The organism is Serratia sp. CY33525 (assembly GCF_052169115.1).
Lineage (GTDB): Bacteria > Pseudomonadota > Gammaproteobacteria > Enterobacterales > Enterobacteriaceae > Serratia > Serratia sarumanii.
The window spans coordinates 115,158-135,146 of the sequence record NZ_JBJNLK010000007.1 but is presented as its reverse complement, the minus strand read 5'-3'; the positions used below and the strand labels follow the sequence as shown (position 1 = coordinate 135,146).

18 protein-coding genes are annotated in these 19,989 nt (G+C 57.3%); 6 read left to right on the top strand and 12 right to left on the bottom strand.

All coding sequences use genetic code 11. From position 1 onward, the window contains the following. Positions 1-11: 11 nt before the first annotated feature. Together ispA and xseB are read right to left on the bottom strand one after the other, a co-directional pair. Positions 12-932 (bottom strand): (2E,6E)-farnesyl diphosphate synthase, encoded by a 921-nt coding sequence (gene ispA, locus ACJ8IM_RS17670; RefSeq protein WP_033637304.1) that lies wholly within the window; start codon positions 930-932, stop codon positions 12-14. A 5-nt stretch (positions 933-937) separates the two neighbouring features. Continuing rightward, a complete protein-coding gene (xseB, locus tag ACJ8IM_RS17665) occupies positions 938-1,201 on the bottom strand; it encodes an exodeoxyribonuclease VII small subunit (protein WP_033642062.1) in 264 nt (87 codons plus the stop codon). A 160-nt stretch (positions 1,202-1,361) separates the two neighbouring features. Here xseB and thiI point away from each other — a divergent pair, with 160 nt between their 5' ends. The 3 genes from thiI (at position 1,362) to ACJ8IM_RS17650 (ending at position 6,497) form a co-directional block, all read left to right on the top strand. Then, positions 1,362-2,810 (top strand): tRNA uracil 4-sulfurtransferase ThiI, encoded by a 1,449-nt coding sequence (gene thiI / locus ACJ8IM_RS17660; protein WP_033637305.1) that lies wholly within the window; start codon positions 1,362-1,364, stop codon positions 2,808-2,810. A gap of 448 nt (positions 2,811-3,258) precedes the next feature. After that, positions 3,259-4,836, top strand: coding sequence for a filamentous hemagglutinin N-terminal domain-containing protein (locus ACJ8IM_RS17655; RefSeq protein ID WP_072008389.1), 1,578 nt, complete (start codon positions 3,259-3,261; stop codon positions 4,834-4,836). Between the two features lie 44 nt (positions 4,837-4,880). Further along, positions 4,881-6,497 (top strand): ShlB/FhaC/HecB family hemolysin secretion/activation protein, encoded by a 1,617-nt coding sequence (locus ACJ8IM_RS17650; RefSeq protein WP_033653269.1) that lies wholly within the window; start codon positions 4,881-4,883, stop codon positions 6,495-6,497. Positions 6,498-6,543: 46 nt separating this feature from the next. Here the strand turns inward: ACJ8IM_RS17650 and yajL are convergent, their stop codons facing one another. After that, on the bottom strand, positions 6,544-7,146 hold the full coding sequence (gene yajL, locus ACJ8IM_RS17645; RefSeq protein WP_033647310.1) for a protein deglycase YajL: 603 nt from the start codon (positions 7,144-7,146) through the stop codon (positions 6,544-6,546). After that, positions 7,109-8,020: a 2-dehydropantoate 2-reductase gene (panE, locus tag ACJ8IM_RS17640; RefSeq protein ID WP_033653268.1), complete on the bottom strand. Its 912-nt coding sequence runs from the start codon at positions 8,018-8,020 to the stop codon at positions 7,109-7,111. The genes yajL and panE overlap by 38 nt, the downstream gene beginning before the upstream one ends. Before the next feature lie 182 nt (positions 8,021-8,202). On the opposite strand from panE, the gene ACJ8IM_RS17635 reads away from it, so the two are divergent. Beyond that, positions 8,203-8,694 carry a YajQ family cyclic di-GMP-binding protein gene (locus ACJ8IM_RS17635; RefSeq protein ID WP_025301759.1) on the top strand — a complete coding sequence of 164 codons (492 nt, stop codon included), beginning with the start codon at positions 8,203-8,205 and terminating at the stop codon, positions 8,692-8,694. A 34-nt stretch (positions 8,695-8,728) separates the two neighbouring features. Here the strand turns inward: ACJ8IM_RS17635 and ACJ8IM_RS17630 are convergent, their stop codons facing one another. From ACJ8IM_RS17630 to ACJ8IM_RS17595, 8 genes are all read right to left on the bottom strand, one after another. After that, the gene (locus ACJ8IM_RS17630) at positions 8,729-10,093 is read right to left on the bottom strand and encodes an MFS transporter (RefSeq protein WP_033653267.1); all 1,365 of its coding nucleotides are present in this window, start codon (positions 10,091-10,093) and stop codon (positions 8,729-8,731) included. A 198-nt stretch (positions 10,094-10,291) separates the two neighbouring features. Then, entirely contained in the window at positions 10,292-11,182 is an 891-nt protein-coding gene (gene cyoE, locus ACJ8IM_RS17625) for a heme o synthase (RefSeq protein WP_015376842.1), read from the bottom strand. Positions 11,183-11,199: 17 nt separating this feature from the next. After that, positions 11,200-11,547 (bottom strand): cytochrome o ubiquinol oxidase subunit IV, encoded by a 348-nt coding sequence (locus tag ACJ8IM_RS17620; protein WP_033653266.1) that lies wholly within the window; start codon positions 11,545-11,547, stop codon positions 11,200-11,202. Then, on the bottom strand, positions 11,544-12,161 hold the full coding sequence (locus ACJ8IM_RS17615) for a cytochrome o ubiquinol oxidase subunit III (RefSeq protein WP_033653265.1): 618 nt from the start codon (positions 12,159-12,161) through the stop codon (positions 11,544-11,546). The genes ACJ8IM_RS17620 and ACJ8IM_RS17615 overlap by 4 nt, the downstream gene beginning before the upstream one ends. Continuing rightward, positions 12,151-14,142 carry a cytochrome o ubiquinol oxidase subunit I gene (gene cyoB, locus ACJ8IM_RS17610; protein WP_033637313.1) on the bottom strand — a complete coding sequence of 664 codons (1,992 nt, stop codon included), beginning with the start codon at positions 14,140-14,142 and terminating at the stop codon, positions 12,151-12,153. The genes ACJ8IM_RS17615 and cyoB overlap by 11 nt, the downstream gene beginning before the upstream one ends. A gap of 3 nt (positions 14,143-14,145) precedes the next feature. Next, positions 14,146-15,096, bottom strand: a complete 951-nt coding sequence (cyoA, locus tag ACJ8IM_RS17605) for a cytochrome o ubiquinol oxidase subunit II (protein ID WP_025301763.1) — start codon at positions 15,094-15,096, stop codon at positions 14,146-14,148. Positions 15,097-15,536: 440 nt separating this feature from the next. Next, the gene (ampG, locus tag ACJ8IM_RS17600) at positions 15,537-17,015 is read right to left on the bottom strand and encodes a muropeptide MFS transporter AmpG (RefSeq protein ID WP_033653264.1); all 1,479 of its coding nucleotides are present in this window, start codon (positions 17,013-17,015) and stop codon (positions 15,537-15,539) included. Positions 17,016-17,066: 51 nt separating this feature from the next. Continuing rightward, complete coding sequence (locus tag ACJ8IM_RS17595; protein ID WP_033634001.1) at positions 17,067-17,645, bottom strand: lipoprotein; 579 nt, start codon at positions 17,643-17,645, stop codon at positions 17,067-17,069. A gap of 314 nt (positions 17,646-17,959) precedes the next feature. Here ACJ8IM_RS17595 and bolA point away from each other — a divergent pair, with 314 nt between their 5' ends. Continuing rightward, positions 17,960-18,274, top strand: coding sequence for a transcriptional regulator BolA (gene bolA, locus ACJ8IM_RS17590; protein WP_004940361.1), 315 nt, complete (start codon positions 17,960-17,962; stop codon positions 18,272-18,274). A 367-nt stretch (positions 18,275-18,641) separates the two neighbouring features. Further along, the gene (gene tig, locus ACJ8IM_RS17585; RefSeq protein WP_004940358.1) at positions 18,642-19,946 is read left to right on the top strand and encodes a trigger factor; all 1,305 of its coding nucleotides are present in this window, start codon (positions 18,642-18,644) and stop codon (positions 19,944-19,946) included. Positions 19,947-19,989: the final 43 nt, after the last annotated feature.

The window sequence follows — 19,989 nt, the reverse complement described above, 5'->3', positions numbered from 1 at the left end:
AACGTCACACGTTAATTGTCGCGTTCAATAATGAAGCTGGCTAACGCTCGCAATGGCGCTGTGTTATAAGATTGCGCTGCCAAAGTGTCTAATGCAGCTAATGCTTCCTGATAGAGATCCCACGCTTTTGCTTTCGCGCTGTCAAGCCCGAGCAACGCCGGGTAGGTACTCTTTCCGTGTTGTTGATCCGCGCCCTGGCGCTTGCCGATTTTTTCAGTCTCACCGACAACGTCCAAAATGTCATCCTGCACCTGGAACGCCAGGCCAACCGCGGCGGCGTAACGATCCAGCTGCGGCAGCGCCGCTCGCCCGGCTTCGCCGGCGCTCAGCGCGCCCAGACGCACCGCCGCGCGGATCAGCGCGCCGGTTTTGTGGCGGTGGATCTGCTCCAGCGCCTGCAGGTCGACGCGCTTGCCTTCGGCTTCCAGATCCAGCGATTGGCCGCCGCACATGCCGGCTACGCCGCTGGCGGTCGCCAGTTCGGAGACCATCGCCAGCCGATCGCGCAGGGCCACGTCGGGCATTTCAGCATCGGCCAGGATCGAAAACGCCAGCGTTTGCAGCGCATCGCCGGCCAGGATCGCGTTGGCTTCGCCGAATTTAATGTGGCAGGTCGGCTGGCCGCGGCGCAGATCGTCGTCGTCCATCGCCGGCAGATCGTCGTGGATCAGCGAGTAGGCGTGAATGCATTCCACCGCCGCCGCCGGCGCGTCCAGGTTGGCCAACGACACGCCGAACATCTGGCCGGTGGTATAGACCAGGAACGGGCGCAGGCGCTTGCCGCCCAGCAAGGCGCCATGACGCATCGCCGCCACCATGTTGCCGTCGTTGAACGGCAGTGGGGCGATGAAGTCCAGCAGCGCGCGATCGGCGCGCTGGCGGAAAATCTGCAGTTGATCGGCAAAAGCGGCCGCTGGGGCGATCTCAGACATGTCGGTTACTCGGTATCCGGTGTGAAAGGCGCCAGCGCCGCGTCGTCGGCGCTGTCGTTAAGAAGTATCTGCACACGCTGTTCCGCCTGTTGCAGTTTCTGCTGGCCCTGACGCGCCAGCTGCACGCCGCGTTCGAATTCGTTCAGCGCGTCTTCCAGCGGCAGTTCGCCTGATTCCAGACGCGTCACGATGCTTTCCAGCTCGCCGAGGGCGCTTTCAAAGCTGGCTGTTTGCTCTGTACTGGCTGATTGTGCTGGTTTTTTCGGCATAATTTTCTTTTTACGTCATCATGTGAACCGTGGCGCCAGAGCCTATCCTAGCGGATCTTGATTAGCAAATCATGGCGCTCATGTATGGTTTTGTGCGCAGAGCGCGGCGATATGGTGATATACTCCGCGCCGTAATTCTTATCTGACAACAAAGACCGCCATGAAGTTTATCATTAAATTGTTCCCGGAAATCACCATCAAGAGCCAATCTGTGCGCTTGCGCTTTATCAAGATTCTCTCGACCAATATTCGCAACGTCCTGAAGCAGTATGATGAAACGCTGGCGGTCGTCCGTCACTGGGATCATATCGAAGTTCGCGCCAAAGATGAAAACCAGCGGCCGGTCATCGCCGACGCCCTGACGCGCATTCCCGGCATCCACCATATTCTGGAAGTGGAAGATCGCGCTTATACCGATATCCACCACATCTTCGAGCAGACGCTGGAAGCCTACCGCGCCCAGCTGGAAGGCAAAACCTTCTGCGTGCGCGTCAAGCGCCGCGGCAAGCAGGCGTTCAACTCGCAGGACGTGGAGCGCTATGTCGGCGGCGGTCTGAACCAGCATATCGAGAGCGCGCGCGTTAACCTGACCCGCCCGCAGGTTACGGTAAACCTGGAGATCGAAGACGACAAGCTGATGCTGGTCAAACGCCGCCTCGAAGGCATCGGCGGTTACCCGGTCGGCACCCAGGAAGACGTAATGTCGCTGATTTCCGGCGGTTTCGACTCGGGCGTGTCCAGCTACATGCTGATGCGTCGCGGCTGTCGCGTGCACTTCTGCTTCTTCAACCTGGGCGGCGCCGCGCACGAGATCGGCGTGAAGCAGGTGGCGCACTACCTGTGGAATCGCTTCGCCAGCTCGCACAAGGTGCGCTTCGTCGCCATCGATTTCGAGCCGGTGGTGGGTGAGATCCTGGAGAAGATTGACGATGGCCAGATGGGCGTGGTGCTCAAGCGCATGATGGTGCGCGCCGCTTCGCAAGTGGCCGAACGCTACGGCGTGCAGGCGCTGGTGACCGGCGAAGCCTTGGGGCAGGTCTCCAGCCAGACGCTGACCAACCTGCGCTTGATCGACAACGCGTCCGATACCCTGATCCTGCGTCCGCTGATCTCGCACGATAAAGAGCACATCATCAAGCTGGCGCGCGAAATCGGCACCGAAGACTTCGCCAAAACCATGCCGGAATACTGCGGCGTGATTTCGAAGAGCCCGACGGTGAAAGCCGTCAAGGCCAAGATCGAAGAGGAAGAGAGCCACTTCGATTTCAGCATTCTCGACCGGGTGGTGAGCGAAGCGAAGAACGTCGATATCCGCTCCATCGCCGAGCAGGCGCAGGAGCAGGTGACCGAGGTCGAAACCGTCGCGGCCTTCGGCGCCGACGAGGTGATCCTGGATATCCGCTCCAACGACGAGCAGGAAGAGAAGCCGCTGCAGCTGGAACAGGTTGAAGTGAAAGCGCTGCCGTTCTACAAGCTGAGCACCCAGTTCGGCGATCTGGATCAGAGCAAAACCTACCTGCTGTACTGCGAGCGCGGCGTGATGAGCCGCCTGCAGGCGCTGTACCTGCTGGAGCAAGGCTTCAGCAACGTGAAGGTTTATCGTCCGTAATTTATCCGCCGGCGTCGCCAGACGCCGGCCGTTTTCTTTCAAAGCGCATTTTCCCGCCAAATAACCCTGCTTATTACGCCTTTTTTTAAATAATACACTTAACTTGTTTTTCCTTTTATTAAAATCACTTCAGTCAATATATTAAAAATCTATTGATTTTTTTATTTGATGGTATGGATATTATTGTTATCGAACGCTGGCAGCCCTGTCGGCGTTTATCTGCTGACTCCCTATTGAAATTGTGTTTTGGCATTTGATTGCGCATGTTTTTCTCTTACTGTGCAAATTATATTTTTGCTGAGCATAAGCCATTCGTATTTTATGGTTATCAGGGTAATGCACATTGCAAAGGAGGATATCCCTATGGCCATTAATGTTTTTCGCCATTAGTCTGAACGTCAGTTAATGGTTGGCAGGGATGGACAACATTATTTAAGGAGAGCGATTAATGAAAATGAATAAGACGACATTGCTGTTGTCGGCAGCGGCGTTGCTGTTGCCCAGCGCGCCGCTGTTGGCGCAAATAGCACCTCAGGCGGGGGGCGCATCGGTTGACCATATCAATCAGGTGCCGGTGGTGAATATCAATCGTGCGGGTGCGGACGGTGTCTCGCATAACGTTTACACGCAGTTCGACGTTGGCGCTCAGGGCGCTATTTTAAATAACAGCCTTGCGGGCGTGAATACGTCATTGGCCGGAACCGTTGTGGGGAACGCTCAGTTAGAGGGCCGTGCAGCTAAGGTAATTCTGAATGAAGTGAATTCGGCAAATAAAAGTATTTTGAAGGGGATGGTAGAAGTCGCCGGGCAACGTGCCGATGTTGTCATTGCCAATAAATCCGGCATTACCTGCAACGGTTGCGGTTTTATTAATGCCCGCAACGGCGTATTAACTACCGCCGATTTGCAGTTCAAGGACGGCGCTTTTAACGGCTTCCACGTTAATCAAGGCAATATTCGAGTCGAGGGGGAGGGCTTGTCGAAGGGCGATGTCGATTATACGGCTGTTATTGCGCGCACGGCGGAAATCAGCGCGGCGGTTCATGCGGACGCCCTGTTAGTCTCGGCGGGGAAAAAAACGGTTTCGGCAGATCTATCCCGCTTCAATAGCGTTGATGCGTCTAAAGATAAGCCTGAAGTATTGATCGACGTCGCCGAGTTGGGGGGAATGTATGCCAACAAGATTAGGCTGGTCGCCAATGAAAACGGCGTAGGCGTCAATAGCGGCAATGCCAATGGGGCGGGCTCCAACGCCGGCGCCTCGTTGAACAATGTCAGCATCGTCAGTATCCAAACCGACGCGGGAAGTGATGAACGCGTGCAAATCGGCAACGGCGCTCAAAACGTATCTCGCGCTTCCGTCGGTATCGCCAACCGCGGTCAGATTCAGGCGAAAAACGGTGGCGCCGACATCAGTACCGACTCGCTGGTCAATCAAGGAAATATCGCTTCACAGGGGCAATTGAACATCAGCGCTACCCGGCTGCAAAATGAAAAGAACGTGAGTGCGCGTTCGGCCTCCCTGACGGCAACGCAGCTGGACAATATCGGCCGCATTGAGGGCGGGGCAATACGGCTGAATGCGACCCAACTGAACAATCGCGGCAGCGTCAAAACGCAAAACGGCGCGCTGACACTGCGGGCGACCCGCGTCGACAATACCGGCGGCATTCAATCCGCGCAGGCTTTGCAACTCAACGCCACCAGCTTGTTCAACGCCGGCAATGGCGTGATCGAAGCCCAAAACGGCGCGGCGATCCAGGGAACGTCCATCACCAACCGCGGGAGCATCGTTTCTCGCGCTTCTTCCATCAGCTTGTCGGACACCAGTTTCAGCAACTACGGCAGGATTGAAGCCTATGGCGATATCAGCCATCGCGGCGTCTCTTTCAACAACTCAGGCACGATGCGCTCCACGTCCGGCGCGGTCACCAACAACGGCCGCGACATCAACAAGCCCGCGAATAGCTGGGGTTGGGGATACGGCGGTTTCGGCTGGCCTTACGGTTGGTCTTATTGGATGTGACAAACGTTTCCCCCACCCAAGGGTGGGGGAATGGATGAGAGAGCATGAAAAGGGAATGTCTTATTCTTTGTCTGGGCGTGCTGTTCAGCTGTTGCAGCCGCGCTGAAGCCACGCCGGCGCCGGCCAAACAACGCGTTAGCCAGGAAAGCCTCATCGGCGATACGCAACGCAAGCTGTTACCGTCCACCCCTCCTGTTTTGTCGCCGCAGCCGGAGCAAAACGCGCAAGCGGACATATTTATCAGCGAATCTCCGTGTTGGATGATCGATAAAGTCGAAACGGCGACGGCGCCGCTACGCCTCACGGCTTTCAAACAGTTGGCGCATACGGCCCGTGGCCGCTGTATGGGGGAGAAAGGGTTGGCGAGGTTGCGCAAAAAGCTGCAAAACGCGCTGATAGCGCAAGGCTATATCACTTCGCGGGTGCAGCTCGACGTTCAAGAGGTAACGGCAGGGATACTGAAGGTTCGTGTGCATTATGGCCGCATCGGTCAGCTGAAAATGCAGGCGGGCAGCAGCGCCTATTTCCGCCCCGATGCGCTTTTTCCCATTGCGGCCGGCGATGTGCTGAATTTGCGTAGTATCGAGCAAGGGCTGGAGAACATGGGGGGGATACCGGGCGTCATCAGCGATATCCGCATTGCTCCGGGCGAACGAGCTGGCGAAAGCGATATCGAGATCCTGCGCCAACAGGATAAATATTGGCGTTTTACCGCCTGGGCGGATGATGCCGGCGTTCGTTCTACGGGGCGTTATCAGACCGGCGGCGCGCTGTATCTCGATAATCTGACCGCATTGGGCGACGTTTTTTACCTGTCGATGGCGCGCAGCATTCTGGCGCCGCCGGGCAAAGGCAATGAAAGCCGCGCCCTGTACTATAGCTTGCCTTGGGGATACTGGCGCTTCAGCGCGTTGGGCGGAGACAGCCGCTATCACCAGACTTTCGCCGGCAACTTCACCGATTATCGCTATAACGGCCGTTCGCAGTATTGGGGGCTGCAGGCTGACTATACGTTGGCGCGCGGGATGAATGAGAAAACGTCGTTGAATGCGCAACTGCTGCAACGTCATTACCGCTATTACCTCAATGACACGGAGATTGCCTTGCAGAGCGCACGGCTAACCAGCCTGAAGCTGGGCGTCAGCCATCTTTATTATGGCGCCCGTGCGCAAATCGCGCTGACCGCCGACGCCCTTGCCGGCGTCGGGAAGGGGAGCTCACATGCCGAACAGCAGCTGCGAGCGGGCGGCAGTATGCTGAAACCCTTCAATGCATTTGGTCATCGTCTGCGTTATCTCGGGGAGTTATCGGGGCAATGGGCAAGCGCCGCACAGCCGATCCAGGATAAGTCGTTTATCGGCGATCGTTCTACGGTGCGCGGGTTTAGCGGCGACAGCAAATTGATCGGCAGCAGCGGAGGGTATCTGCGCAATACGCTGACGTTGGAACGTGACATGCTGCAACCCTATATTGGATTCGACTATGGGCAGTTGGCCAAACAACAGGGGGAAGGCGGCCAGTTGGCGGGGAGCGTCATTGGCCTGCAGGTGAATCAGGGGCGTTTTGCTGCGGACATTTTCGCCGGCACGCCGGTGATCAAACCCGGCGCGCTGCCGAGTGAGCGTCTGGTTTTGGGCTTCTCCAGCCAGCTCAGTTTTTGACGCGATACGGGGCGCGGATCTGCGCCCCGTGTTTACGATCGCTGATTCAGTTTTCTTCACTGTCGCGATAATCGTACATCCCGGGGATCAGCACCAGCTGCGCGGCGATCTCCGCCGCCTTGGCCTTGCCGAGCAGCAGGTCTATCAGCTTCAGCGCGAACTCCATCGCGGTGCCCGGCCCCTGGCTGGTGAGCAGGTTGACGCGCGCGTCGTACACCACGCGGCGCTCCATCCATTTATCCGCCGGTATCTGGTCTTTCAGGCCCGGGAAGCCGGTCATGTTGCCGATCGGGAACAGATCGTGATGCTGCAGCACCAGCGCCGGCGCCGCGCAGATGGCGGCGACGATGTTGCCCTGCAGATGCATCTGCCGCACTTTTTCCACCAGCAGCGGGCTGTCGCGGAAGCATTCTGCGCCTTTCAGGCCGCCGGGCAGCACGATGGCGTCGAACGGCTCATCGACGATCGCCACCAGCGGCGCGTCGGCCAGCAGCTTGACGCCGCGCGAACAGACGATAGTCAGCTCGCCGTCGCCGGCAACGCTGGCGGTAGTGACTTTTACGCCCGCCCGCACTAGCAGATCGAGGGTGGTGACGGCTTCGATTTCTTCGCTACCAGGTGCCAGGCAGACTAGCGCCGATACGCTCATATTCATTTTCCTTTCGTTTAATCAGTTCAAACAGCCGCGCATTCTCCGGCAGCGTGAGGCCGTGGCTGCGCGCGCGGCGCAGCAGGTAACCGGTGATGTAGTCGATCTCGGTGTGCCGCTGGCTGCGGATATCCTGCAGCATCGACGAAACGTTGTCGGCGGTGCTGTGGATCACGTCCATCACGTATTGCATCAGACCTTCGCAGGAGGTGTGGTAGCCCTCCATCGCCATCACGCTGGCGACTTCACGGCACAGCGTTTCGATCTGTTCCGGGTAGCGCTGCAGATCGCCGTTGCGGCAGCCGTACAGCGCCGTCAGCGGGTTGATCACGCAGTTGACCGCCAGCTTGCGCCAGTTGGCCGAGGCGATGTTGTTGTGCCAGGCGACGTCGGGCAGCGCCTGATGCAGCACTTCCGCCAGGTGGCTGAGGTGTTGGGCGGCCGGCGAGGTGGGGCCGATGTGGGTGATGCCGGTGGCGACGTGAATAATGGTGCTGCCTTCGTGGCGCGCGGCGTGGGTGGTGGTGCCCTGCAGGATCGGCTGGCCGTTCGGCGGCAGCTCCTCCTGGGTGCCCATGCCGTTGTGCAGCAGCAAAATGGCGCACTGGGGGTTCAGCTTCGGCAGCAGCGCGCTGACCGCGCTGGACACCTGCCAGGCTTTCAGCGTCACCAGCAGCAGCTCGCTCTGCGCGAGGTGCTCCGGATCGTTGGTGGGCAAATTGCGATTGAACGAGACGCCTTCCGGCTCTATCACGTTCACGGCGCAAAAAGGCTGAGGCACTCTTAGCCATCCCTGCACATCGTGGCCCTGTTGATACAGCCGGGAGAGCCACAGTTGTCCGAGCGCGCCGCAACCAAGAATGGTTATTTTCATTCAGTCTCCTTGGAAACACGGGAATACCGCTCAATTACCGTGAATTAACTATAGGCTTTATGGCAGCCCGAAGCGCTATCCCTGCGTGCGTTCAGCAGATTTTGTCTGAGGCGGCAAAGCGGTTATCATGCTCGGCATCAAAATCGCCTAAGCTATTAGGCACTCATTCAGGAGGAAGAAGTATGCCATCTTTCGACATCGTTTCCGAAATTGATATGCAGGAAGTGCGTAACGCCGTTGAGAATGCCACCCGCGATCTCGGCACCCGCTGGGATTTTCGCAACGTGCCGGCCAGCTTTGAGCTAAACGAGAAAGATCAAAGCATCAAGGTTGCCACCGAGTCTGATTTCCAGGTGCAGCAGCTGCTCGATATTCTGCGCGAAAAGCTGAGCAAGCGCAGCATCGACGGCGCCGCGCTGGAGATCCCGGAAGAGTTTACCCACAGCGGTAAAACCTACAGCGTGGAAGCCAAGCTGAAGCAGGGGATTGAAACCTCTGTGGCGAAGAAAATCGTCAAGCTGATCAAAGACAGCAAGCTGAAGGTGCAGGCGCAGATCCAGGGCGAAGAAGTGCGGGTGACCGGCAAGTCACGCGACGATTTGCAGAGCGTGATGGCGCTGGTGCGCGGCGGCGATCTGGGGCAGCCGTTCCAGTTCAAGAACTTCCGCGATTAATCTCTACGGGGCCGGCATTGCCGGCCCTGATGCTTTATAGCGAATTGACCAGCGCTTCCAGCTGACCGCGATTGGTCTGCTTGGTATCCACCTTGACGTAGGCGCTGCGCTCTTCCGGCACCACGATCGCTTCGGCCACGCCGGGCTGCGCCTTCAGGCGGCTTTCCAGCGCCGAATCCTTTACCGCCAGTTCCGACAGCGTAATGCGCAGGCTGCTGACATACGGCGGCTCTTTCATGGTGCTGCTGACCAGGAACCAGACCGCGGCCAACACGGCGCCGGCGATAAACACCAGCCCTGCGCCCTGCAACCCGTATAGCCAGCCGCCGAGGCTGCCGCCGATCGCCACGCCGATAAACTGGCTGGTGGAGTAGACCCCCATCGCGGTGCCCTTGTAGCCGGCCGGCGATTCTTTGCTGATCAGCGAAGGCAGAATGGCTTCCATCACGTTGAAGGCTATGAAGAACAGCTGAACGCCGGCGATGATGCCCCACAGGCGCGCGCCGGAGAGCCACAGCAACACTTCGGCGCAGAACAGCACCGCCACGCAGCCCATAAACACCTGTTTCATGCGGCGATATTTTTCGGCATAGATGATGAAAGGCACCACGGCGGCGAACGACACCAGCATGGTGACCAGGTAGACGATCCAGTGCTCGCTGGCCGCCAGCCCGGCTTTTTCCATCGCCAGCGGCAGCGCCACAAAGCTCGACATCAGCAGGATATGCAGGCACATGATGCCGAAGTTGAGCTTCAGCAGGCGCGAGTTGCTTAGCACCTTGCGGAAGCTGCCTCGCACGATGCTGGACTCGCGGTTCAGCAGGTGAGTGTCGGCGGAAGGCACCACCGCCAGGGTGATGACAATGCCGGCCAGCGCCAGTACGGCGATCATCCAGAACAGCGCATGCAGGCCTAAGGCGTGGGTGATGATAGGGCCCAATACCATGGCGATGGCGAAGGTGATGCCGAAGCTGACGCCGATAAACGCCATCGCCTTGGTGCGGTTCTGCTCGCGGGTCAGATCGGAGAGCAGCGCCATTACCGCGGCGGCGATGGCGCCGGAGCCTTGTAGCGCGCGGCCGAGGATCACGCCCCAGATCGAGTCGGTAGCGGCGGCGATCACGCTGCCGAGGGCAAAGATCAGCAGGCCGCCGACGATCAGCGGCTTGCGGCCGATGCGATCGGACACCAGGCCGAACGGGATTTGAAACACCGCCTGCGCCAGGCCGTAGATGCCGATGGCGATGCCGATCAGCGCTTCGCTGGCGCCGTTGAGCGCCATGCCGTAGGTGGTCAGCACCGGCAGTACCATAAACATGCCGAGCATGCGCAGGGAGAATACGGTGCCTAATCCCCAGGTGGCGCGGCGCTCCTGCGGGGTCATTGAATTATCGTTCACATCAAACCTCGGTAAAAACCATGCCATCAGACGTTGAGACAGCGCCTGATGGCATGATTTCTGTAAAGCTGCGTCATTTTAGTGTGCAGAGCAGGGGGGGTAAATCGAATGTTGTTTAACAGATATTACAGTTCGGCCGCTTTTCGGCGTGACAAATAAAATGGGCCGCAAAAGCGGCCCATTCACAGATGATTTGGCTTACCAAACGTAGGTCACCAGCGCTTCAGGCGCCGCCGTGGCGCTGAAGTCGATCGACATCATCACGCTCAGCGAGGTGATGGCGACGATGGAGAACACGAACAGTTTACGCGCCCAGACGCTGTCGTTTTCGGTTTTGTAACCGCGCAGCGCCATGCCCAGCCACCAGACGCTCACCGCCGCAGCGACGATCAGGTATTTGTAGCCGGCGTAGCCCACCAGGGTCAGCATCAGCGTGGCGATCATAAATGCCAGGATGTAGACCGTGATGTGGTTCTTGGCGACGGAAATGCCTTTCACCACCGGCAGCACCGGAATGTTGGCCGCCTGGTAATCTTTAAAGCGGAAGATAGCGATCGCATAAGAATGCGGCATCTGCCACAGGCTAAAGATAGCCAGCAGGATCAATGCCCCGGCGTCGAACTCGTTGGTTACCGCGCAGTAGCCGATAACCGGCGGCGCGGCGCCCGACAGGCTGCCGATCAGCGTGCCGTAGACCGAGTGGCGTTTCATGTACAGGCTGTAAACGCCGACATAAACCACGAAGCCCATCACCGCCAGCCACATGGCCAGCGGGTTGGCCGCGATATACAGCAACGCGAAGCCCGCAATACCCAGAACGGTCGCATAAACCAGGGTGACACTCGGCGCGATCAGGCCTTTTACCAGCACCCGATTCTTCGTTCTCTCCATTTTCTTGTCGATGTCACGGTCGATGTAGTTGTTAAACACACAGCCCGACGCGACCACCAACGAGACACCCACCAGGGTGGCGAGAAACAGGGGATAGTCGATGCTCCCTTTGGAAGCGAGCAGGAATCCCCCAACGACAGAAATTAAATTGCCGAAAATAATTCCTGGTTTAGTGACTTGCAGGTATTGCTTAATCATCACGTGCAGCTCAGCTCTTAATCGACCATCATATTGATGTTGAGGTTGTACATAATCCAGAGTGAACCTACAACAACGATACCGATGATCATAGCGGTGAACAGCAATGCCACCAGGTTCCAGCGCTCTTCCGATGAGGTGTTCATGTGCAGGAAGTAAACCAGGTGAACAATCACCTGGATAACCGCCATACCGACAACAACCGCCAGGATGGTGGAATGGGAGATGTTGCCACCGTTCCCGTACATTACCATCGCAAATGGAATTACCGTCAGGATGATCGACAGGATAAAGCCGATCAGGTATGACTTCACGCTGCCGTGGCTTGCGCCGCCGTGAGAGGTTTCATGGGATGAATGACTCATGACATAGCCCCCAGCAGATAAACAACGGTAAATACGCAGATCCAGACCACGTCCAGGAAGTGCCAGAACAGGCTCAGGCACATCAGGCGGGTTTTGTTGGTCGCGGTCAGGCCGAACTTGCTCACCTGAATCATCATCACGATGATCCATACCAAGCCTGCGCTTACGTGCAGACCGTGGGTGCCGACCAGCGCGAAGAAGCTGGACAGGAACGCGCTGCGATCCGGGCCAAAACCTTCTGAGATAAATTCATGGAATTCGAAGAGCTCCATGCCAATGAATCCCAGACCAAACAGGAAGGTCAGGAACAGCCAGAGATTGACGCCCGCCACTTTCCCCTTGTTCATGGCGATCATCGCCATGCCGTAGGTGATGGAGCTGAACAGCAGCAGGAAGGTTTCAACCAGGACGAAGTCCAGTTTGAACAGGTGTGCTCCAGTAGGACCGCCAGCGGTCCCGTTCACCAGGACTGCATAAGTCGCGAACAAGCTCGCAAACAAAATACAGTCGCTCATCAGGTAGATCCAGAATCCGAAGACTTTGGTCTCTCCCGCGTCGTGGTGCCCATGCTCTGCATGGGCTGCGTTATGATTGGTCAGAGTTTCAGTTGACATGGTTCACGCCTGCTTTACGGATTTGTTCGTAGTGTTGGTTCTCAATGCGCTCGATTTCATCAACCTGCACATAGTAGTCAACATCGTGATCGAAGCTCTTGCCGATCCAGACAACGATCATACCGATGAAGCCGGCCAGAGCCATCCACCAGATTTCCCAAATCATTGCGAAACCGAATACCAGGCTGAAGAAGGCGATGATAACGCCGGCGCCGGTGTTCTTAGGCATATGAATCGGTTCGTATTTAGCCGGTTTCTTATACGCTTCGCCTTTTTCTTTCATGTCCCAGAATTCATCACGGTCATGAATCTGCGGCACTACGGCAAAGTTATAGAACGGCGGTGGAGACGAGGTTGACCACTCCAGAGTACGAGCGCCCCATGGGTCACCGGTCAGATCGCGGTTCTGTTCGCGGTCACGGATACTGACGAAGATCTGGATCAGCTGGCACAGGATGCCGCAGGCGATCAGCGCCGCACCGCCGGCTGCAACCAGCAGCAGAGGGTGGAACTCAGGGTTGATGTTCTGGCTGATACGACGGGTCATGCCCATAAAGCCCAATGCGTACAGCGGCATGAAGGCGGTGAAGAAGCCGATGATCCAGAACCAGAACGCGCGGATGCCCCATTTTTCGTTCAGCGTGAAGCCGAAGGATTTCGGGAACCAGTAGGTCAGGCCCGCGAAGCAACCGAACACCACGCCGCCGATGATGACGTTGTGGAAGTGAGCGATCAGGAACAGGCTGTTGTGCAGCACGAAGTTCGCGCCCGGCACCGCCAGCAGAACGCCGGTCATACCACCTACGGAGAAGGTGATGATGAAGCCAACGGTCCACAGCATCGCGGAGTTGAGCTTGATACGGCCCTGATACATGGTGAACAGCCAGTTGAAGATTTTCACCCCGGTCGGGATGGAAATGATCATGGTGGCGATACCGAAGAAGGCGTTAACGTTCGCGCCGGACCCCATGGTAAAGAAGTGGTGCAGCCAGACGATGAACGACAGAACGGTGATCGCGATGGTTGCCCATACCAGTGAGGTATAGCCGAACAGGCGTTTTCTGGAGAAGGTCGCGGTGACTTCGGAGAACACGCCGAACACCGGCAGAACCAGAATATACACCTCTGGGTGACCCCAGGCCCAAATCAGGTTGATGTACATCATCATGTTGCCGCCCATATCATTGGTGAAGAAATGGGTGCCCAGATAGCGATCCAGGGTCAGCAGCGCGATGGTGACGGTCAGAATTGGGAAAGAAACGATGATCAGGACGTTGGTACACAGCGCCGCCCAGGTGAACACCGGCATCTTCATCATAGGCATGCCTGGGGCACGCATCTTCAGAATGGTGGCGAAGAAGTTCACGCCGGTCAGCAGGGTACCCAGACCGGAAATCTGCAGACTCCAGATCCAGTAATCGACCCCGACGCCAGGACTGTACTCTTTACCCGACAGCGGCGGATACGCCAGCCAACCGGTCTGAGCGAACTCACCGACCCCCAGGGAGATGTTGATCAGCACAACGCCCACCACGAAGAACCAGAAGCTCAGGGAGTTCAGGAACGGGAAGGCGACGTCGCGCGCACCGATTTGCAGCGGCACCACGACGTTCATCAGGCCGACCACGAAAGGCATCGCCATGAAGAAGATCATGATAACGCCGTGCGCGGTGAAGATCTGGTCGTAGTGGTGCGGCGGCAGGAACCCGGCTTCGCCGGCGGACGCCAACGCCTGCTGGCTACGCATCATGATTGCGTCGGCGAAACCGCGCAGCAGCATGACCATCGCCACGATGATGTACATGATACCAATTTTTTTATGGTCGACCGAAGTCAGCCATTCGCTCCACAACCACTTCCATTTGCCGAAATATGTCAGCAGCGCCAGCACTGCCAGGCCCCCGACAATAATTGCGGCTACGGTGACCATGATGATCGGTTCGTGGTACGGAACCGCATCAAGTGTTAATTTTCCCAACATCAGTTATTCCTCGGCTCCGGCGTGAGCAGCATGTTCACCCATGTCCATACCTTGGCTCATGTCCATGCCTTCGTGCGCGCCAGCGCCCTTGTGCATATCCATGTCGCCCATGAATTTGGCAATTGTTTCTTTGAACAAATTCGGTTTGACAGCGGCAAAGTACTCAACCGGGTTGTTTTCACTCGGCTCTGCCAGTTTGTTAAAGTCGTCGGTGGTGTTCAGGTTTTTAGACGATGCCTTCACCTTGGCTACCCACTGATCGAAGTCGCCTTCGGTCGGGGTAACGATCGCGGTGAATTTCATGCCGGAGAAGCCTGCGCCGCTGTAGCTGCTGGAGATGCCTTTGTAGGCACCGGCTTCGTTGCCGATCAGGTGCAGTTTGGTCTGCATGCCGGCCATCGCATAAATCTGTCCACCCAACTGCGGGATAAAGAACGAGTTCATTACCGAGTTAGAGGTGATCTTGAATTCGACTGGAACATCTTTCGGGAAAGCCAGCTCATTAACGGTCGCAATGCCTTGTTCCGGGTAGATGAACAGCCATTTCCAGTCGAGCGACACCACTTCGATCGTCATCGGCTTCTTGTCGGTGACAATCGGCTTGAACGGGTCGAGTTCGTGGGTGGTCTTCCAGGTAATGGTGCCAAGGATGGCGATGATAATGATAGGAATGGTCCAGACGACCGCTTCGATCTTGTTGGAGTGGGCCCAGTTCGGACTGTACTTGGCGTCTTTGTTGGAAGCGCGATACTTCCAGGCAAAGGCGAACGCCATGAAGATAACTGGCACCACCACGATCAACATCAACGCGATTGCAGTGATAATCAGTGTCCGTTGCTCAACACCAATTGCTCCTTTGGGATTCATCAAAACCATATCGCAACCACTGAGCAATACAGTGGCTGCGATTAATGACAGCATCCCAATACTTTTATTGTATTTCTTAAGTCTCATCTAACGACCTCAATAACAAAGGCTCAATTGTCGTTTCATGTGTGCGGGCATTTTACGGGAAGGTTGCAGTACTGTAAACATGCTTAAGGGAGTGTCAGCGGCTTGTTGACACTTTCTGTTAAGGGGGTCACAGATGTAACCCTGCGTGACAATTTACTAATGACAACAACGCGTTGGCACGCTGAATCGTGACGAGCAGCCCGTATGTTAAGGAAAACTAAAGGTATGATGAATTTGGCGAAGAAATGCGCGACGGGGAAATACGAAGAAAAGGTTTATTTAATGTAAAATAATTGTGTCTTAAAGGTGAATTTAATTTTATTTCCGAGCGCGGCAGTCGGATAAAAAAATAATTTTCGCGCCGATTATCTTTTTTTACCGAAATAAATATACCCCCGGATCGCTTTTTTTTCGGCCGGCGAAATCGCCGGCCGGTCAGATTATGCCAAACGGGTGCGGCGAAGGGCGAGGTAATCCAGCGTGCTGCCCATCGCGACGCCGAGCAGGCTCAGCGCGGCGCCGACTTGCAGCAGCCGATCGGCCAGCAGCGGTGCCTGCGTCCAGTCCAGCGCATTGGCGATCAGCAACAGCAACCACAGGCCCAACAGCGAACAGCCTAGCGTCAGCAGGCGCAGTGCCCAACGGTAAGATTCTGAAAACTCGGTGCGCGGCATGAAGTCGCCATGCTGCTGGGTGTGCTCCAGCGTCTGACGGCAGATGCCGAGCAGCAGCAAGCCGGGCAGGGCGGCGGCGATAGAGAACAGGTAGAACAACGGCCAGCCGTGGGCTTCGACGAACCAGCCGGCGATCGGGCCGACATAGACGCGCCCCACGGCGGACAGCGCCGACAGCAGCGCGAACTGGGTGGCGGAGAACGAACGGTTGCACAGCGTCATCAGCAGCGCCACGAAGGCCGCGGTGCCCATGCCGCCACACAGGTTTTCGAGGAAGATGGCGCTGCCCATGGTGAGCAGGCTCTTGTCGGTCACCGCCAGAATCCAATACCCGAGGTTGGAGACCGCCTGCAGGACGCCGAACAGCATCAGCGCGCGGAACAGGCTGAGACGCTGCATCAGCACACCGCCGAACAGGGCGCCGACGATGGTGGCGAACAGGCCGAGGGTTTTGTTGACCAGCCCGACTTCACCGGCGTCGAACCCCACGCCGCGGATCAGGAAGGTGGTGCTCAGGCTGCCGGCGAAGGCGTCGCCCATTTTGTACATCACGATCAGCAGCAGGATCAGCCAGGCGTTGTTGCGGCCGAAGAAATCGCGCAGCGGCGCGACGACCGCCTGTTCCATGGTGCGCGGCGCCGGGATGCTTTCGTCCGGCTCCGGCGCCAGCAGCGTGGCGGCCACGCCGATCAGCATCAATCCGGCCATCAGCCAGTAGGTGGCTTGCCAGCCGAAATAGCGATCCGCCAGCCACAGCGCCAGGCCGCCGGAAACCAGCATCGCCAGCCGGTAACCCAGCACCGAGATCGCCGCGCCCGCCCCGCGCTCTTCGGCTTTCAGCAGATCGGTCTTGTAGGCGTCGAACACGATATCTTGCGAGGCGGAGCAGAACGCCACCAGCACCGCCAACGCCGCCAGCCACCACAGGTGCTGCGCGGGCTGCATAAAGCCCATCGCCACGATCGCCGCCACCAGCAGCAGCTGGCTGACCAGCAGCCAACCGCGCCGCCGCCCGAGGAACGGTGGGGTATAGCGGTCCATGAACGGCGACCAGAGGAATTTGAAGACGTAGGCCTGGCCCACCAGCGAGAAGATGCCGATGGTTTTCAGATCGATATTTTCGACGGTCATCCAGGCTTGCAGCGTGCCGGAGGTCAATGCCAGCGGCAGACCCGACGCGAAGCCCAGCAGCAGCAGAATGGCGGAGTTACGCTGGGTGAAAATGTTCAGATAGTGTTTCGACATGAGTTCCCTGTCTGCGCCGCCCGATCCGCCGGGCGGCACAAGGCGCAGCGATTAGCGCGCGTTTTGCTTGATGAAATCGTTGACGCTGGTGTCCTGGGCCATATCGGCGATCACGTCGCCCAGCACGGAGTTGACGGCGTCGGTGATCTTCTCGTTGGTGGCCGTGAAGGCGCCCTGCACGTTATAGGTCGAGCGGTAATTCTTCACCTGCTTGTTGCCGTTCTTCGCCTGGGCGATGATCGAGATGTCGGCTTTGGTGGTGATGTTGTAGCGCAGGTTGCCTTCGGAGACGTCCGCGTACAGGTTATTGACGACGATTTGCAGCGCCACCGGGCCGTCGGCACCGATCATGTAGCCGCGTGCGCCCATCTGTTTCTCCAGCACTTCCTGCAGCAGGAAACGCAGATCGCGCGATGGCGTCAGCGTGACCAACTGGCCGTCGCGGTTCACCTTGGCCAGCGCCTGGTCGGTGCGCTGATCCGCGCCGTTGATGCTGACAGTGATGCCCTGCAGGGTAGGATCCTGCTGCGGCAGAACGATTTTCGGCGTGACGTTCAGGGTGTTGCTGCTGGTCGCGCAGCCGGCCAGCAGCAGGGCGGCCAGCAAAGGAAGACAAAGTTTCTTTAACATGTTTTCTGTCTCATTCTCGATGGATTTAGCAATAATCAGAGCGGGATAGCCGACAACAAATTGCCGACATCATAGCATCGCCGCCGTGCGGTGGAAGCGCGGAAGGCGCCTGAGTGACAAATTTTTACCTGCCGTTGATAAAAACACGCTTTTTTGGCCCGCTCAATCGGATAATCCCCCAAGCGGCGGGGATGACGCTCATCATTTGACCGCAGAAAAGAGAAATTTGTCCCGGCGATGGTCTAAACGGGGGGAAACCGGCTAATATTGAACTAGATGGGCACGGTCCTCTGCCGGTGTTGTAAGGAGATCCTATGATTCGCGAGCAAATAGAAGCAAAGTTAAGGGCGGCGTTTGAGCCCGCGTATCTGGAAGTCGTTGATGAAAGCTATCGTCATAACGTTCCGGCGGGTTCAGAAAGCCATTTCAAAGTGGTATTGGTCAGCGATCGCTTCGTCGGCGAACGTTTTTTGACGCGCCACCGCTCCATCTACGGCGTGCTGTCGGAGGAGCTGGCGGACGGCGTACACGCGCTGGCGCTGCACACCTACACGCTCAAAGAGTGGGAAGGGTTGCAGGATACCGTGCCGGCCTCGCCGCCGTGTCGCGGCGCCGGGACGCTGGCCTGAGGGGGAAATTTTCAGGTATCAGTGGAACTTTGCCCTTGAATTAGGGTATTACTACTGACGAATTTTGAAACGGCCTGCGGGCCGTTTCTGTTTTTGACGACGACACGGCCGATGCGCAATGTGGCCAACGTTCGGTCTGTTTTGGCGGCCTTTTGGCGATCGAATCGGCAAAAGTGTGAGTTTTAGCGCGCCTGCGCCGCCTAGCTTTCCTCGACTCGCCATGCATGCGCCGCTATAATGTCGCGTCTTATTTTTCCGGAATGGTTTCGGGACGCTTCTGTCATCAGGGAACTCGGTTCTTATTTGTAGCCGTCCTGGTTCTTGGAACGGAGTTGACCGAGCACTGTGATTTTTTTGAGGTAACAAGATGCAAGTTTCAGTAGAAACCACTCAAGGCCTTGGGCGCCGTCTCTCTATTACTGTACCGGCTGATACTATCAAGCAGGCGGTGAAGAAAGAGCTGATCAACGCAGCGAAAAGCGTGCGTATCGACGGCTTCCGCAAAGGCAAAGTGCCGATGAACATCGTGGAACAGCGTTACGGCGCCTCTGTTCGTCAGGACGTGCTGGGCGAAGCGATGCAGCGCAGCTTCGTTGACGCGATCATCAAAGAAAAGATTAATCCGGCCGGCGCACCAAACTACGTGCCGGGCGAGTACAAAGAAGGTGAAGACTTCACCTTCGCCGTTGAATTCGAAGTGTATCCAGAAGTTGAGCTGAAAGGCCTGGAAAACATCGAAGTTGAAAAACCTGTGGTTGAAGTGAACGACGAAGACGTCGACGCGATGCTGGACACCCTGCGCAAGCAGCAGGCGACCTGGAAAGAAACCGATCGCGCAGCGGAAGCTGAAGATCGCGTGACCGTTGACTTCACCGGTTCTATCGACGGTGAAGAGTTCGAAGGCGGCAAAGCGTCCGACTTCGTACTGGCAATGGGCCAGGGCCGCATGATCCCAGGCTTCGAAGAAGGCCTGGTCGGTCACAAAGCGGGCGAAGAGTTCTCCATCGACGTGAACTTCCCAGAAGATTACCACGCGGAAAACCTGAAGGGCAAAGCGGCCAAATTCGCTATCGTGCTGAAGAAAGTTGAAGAGCGCGAACTGCCGGAGCTGACCGAAGAGTTCATCAAGCGTTTCGGCGTGGCGGACGGTTCCGTTGCCGGCCTGCGCACCGAAGTTCGCAAGAACATGGAGCGCGAGCTGAAAGGCGCCGTGCGTAACCGCATCAAGTCTCAGGCGATCGACGGCCTGGTGAGCGCGAACGAAATCGACGTGCCTGCTGCCCTGATCGACGGCGAAATCGACGTGCTGCGTCGTCAGGCTGCACAGCGTTTCGGCGGCAACGAGAAGCAAGCGCTGGAACTGCCACGCGAGCTGTTCGAAGAGCAAGCGAAACGCCGCGTAGTGGTTGGCCTGCTGCTGGGCGAAGTGATCAGCACCAACGACCTGAAAGCTGACGAAGACCGCGTGAAGACGCTGATCGAAGAAATGGCTTCTGCCTACGAAGATCCGAGCGAAGTCATCGAGTTCTACAGCAAAAACAAAGAGCTGATGAACAACATGCGCAACGTGGCTCTGGAAGAGCAAGCGGTTGAAGCCCTGCTGGCAAAAGCGAAAGTGACTGAAAAAGCCACTACCTTCAGCGAGCTGATGAACCAGACTCAACAGGCGTAATGCCGGCGTGCCGGGCACCATGAACGGCGCCCCCGGTTTCGCC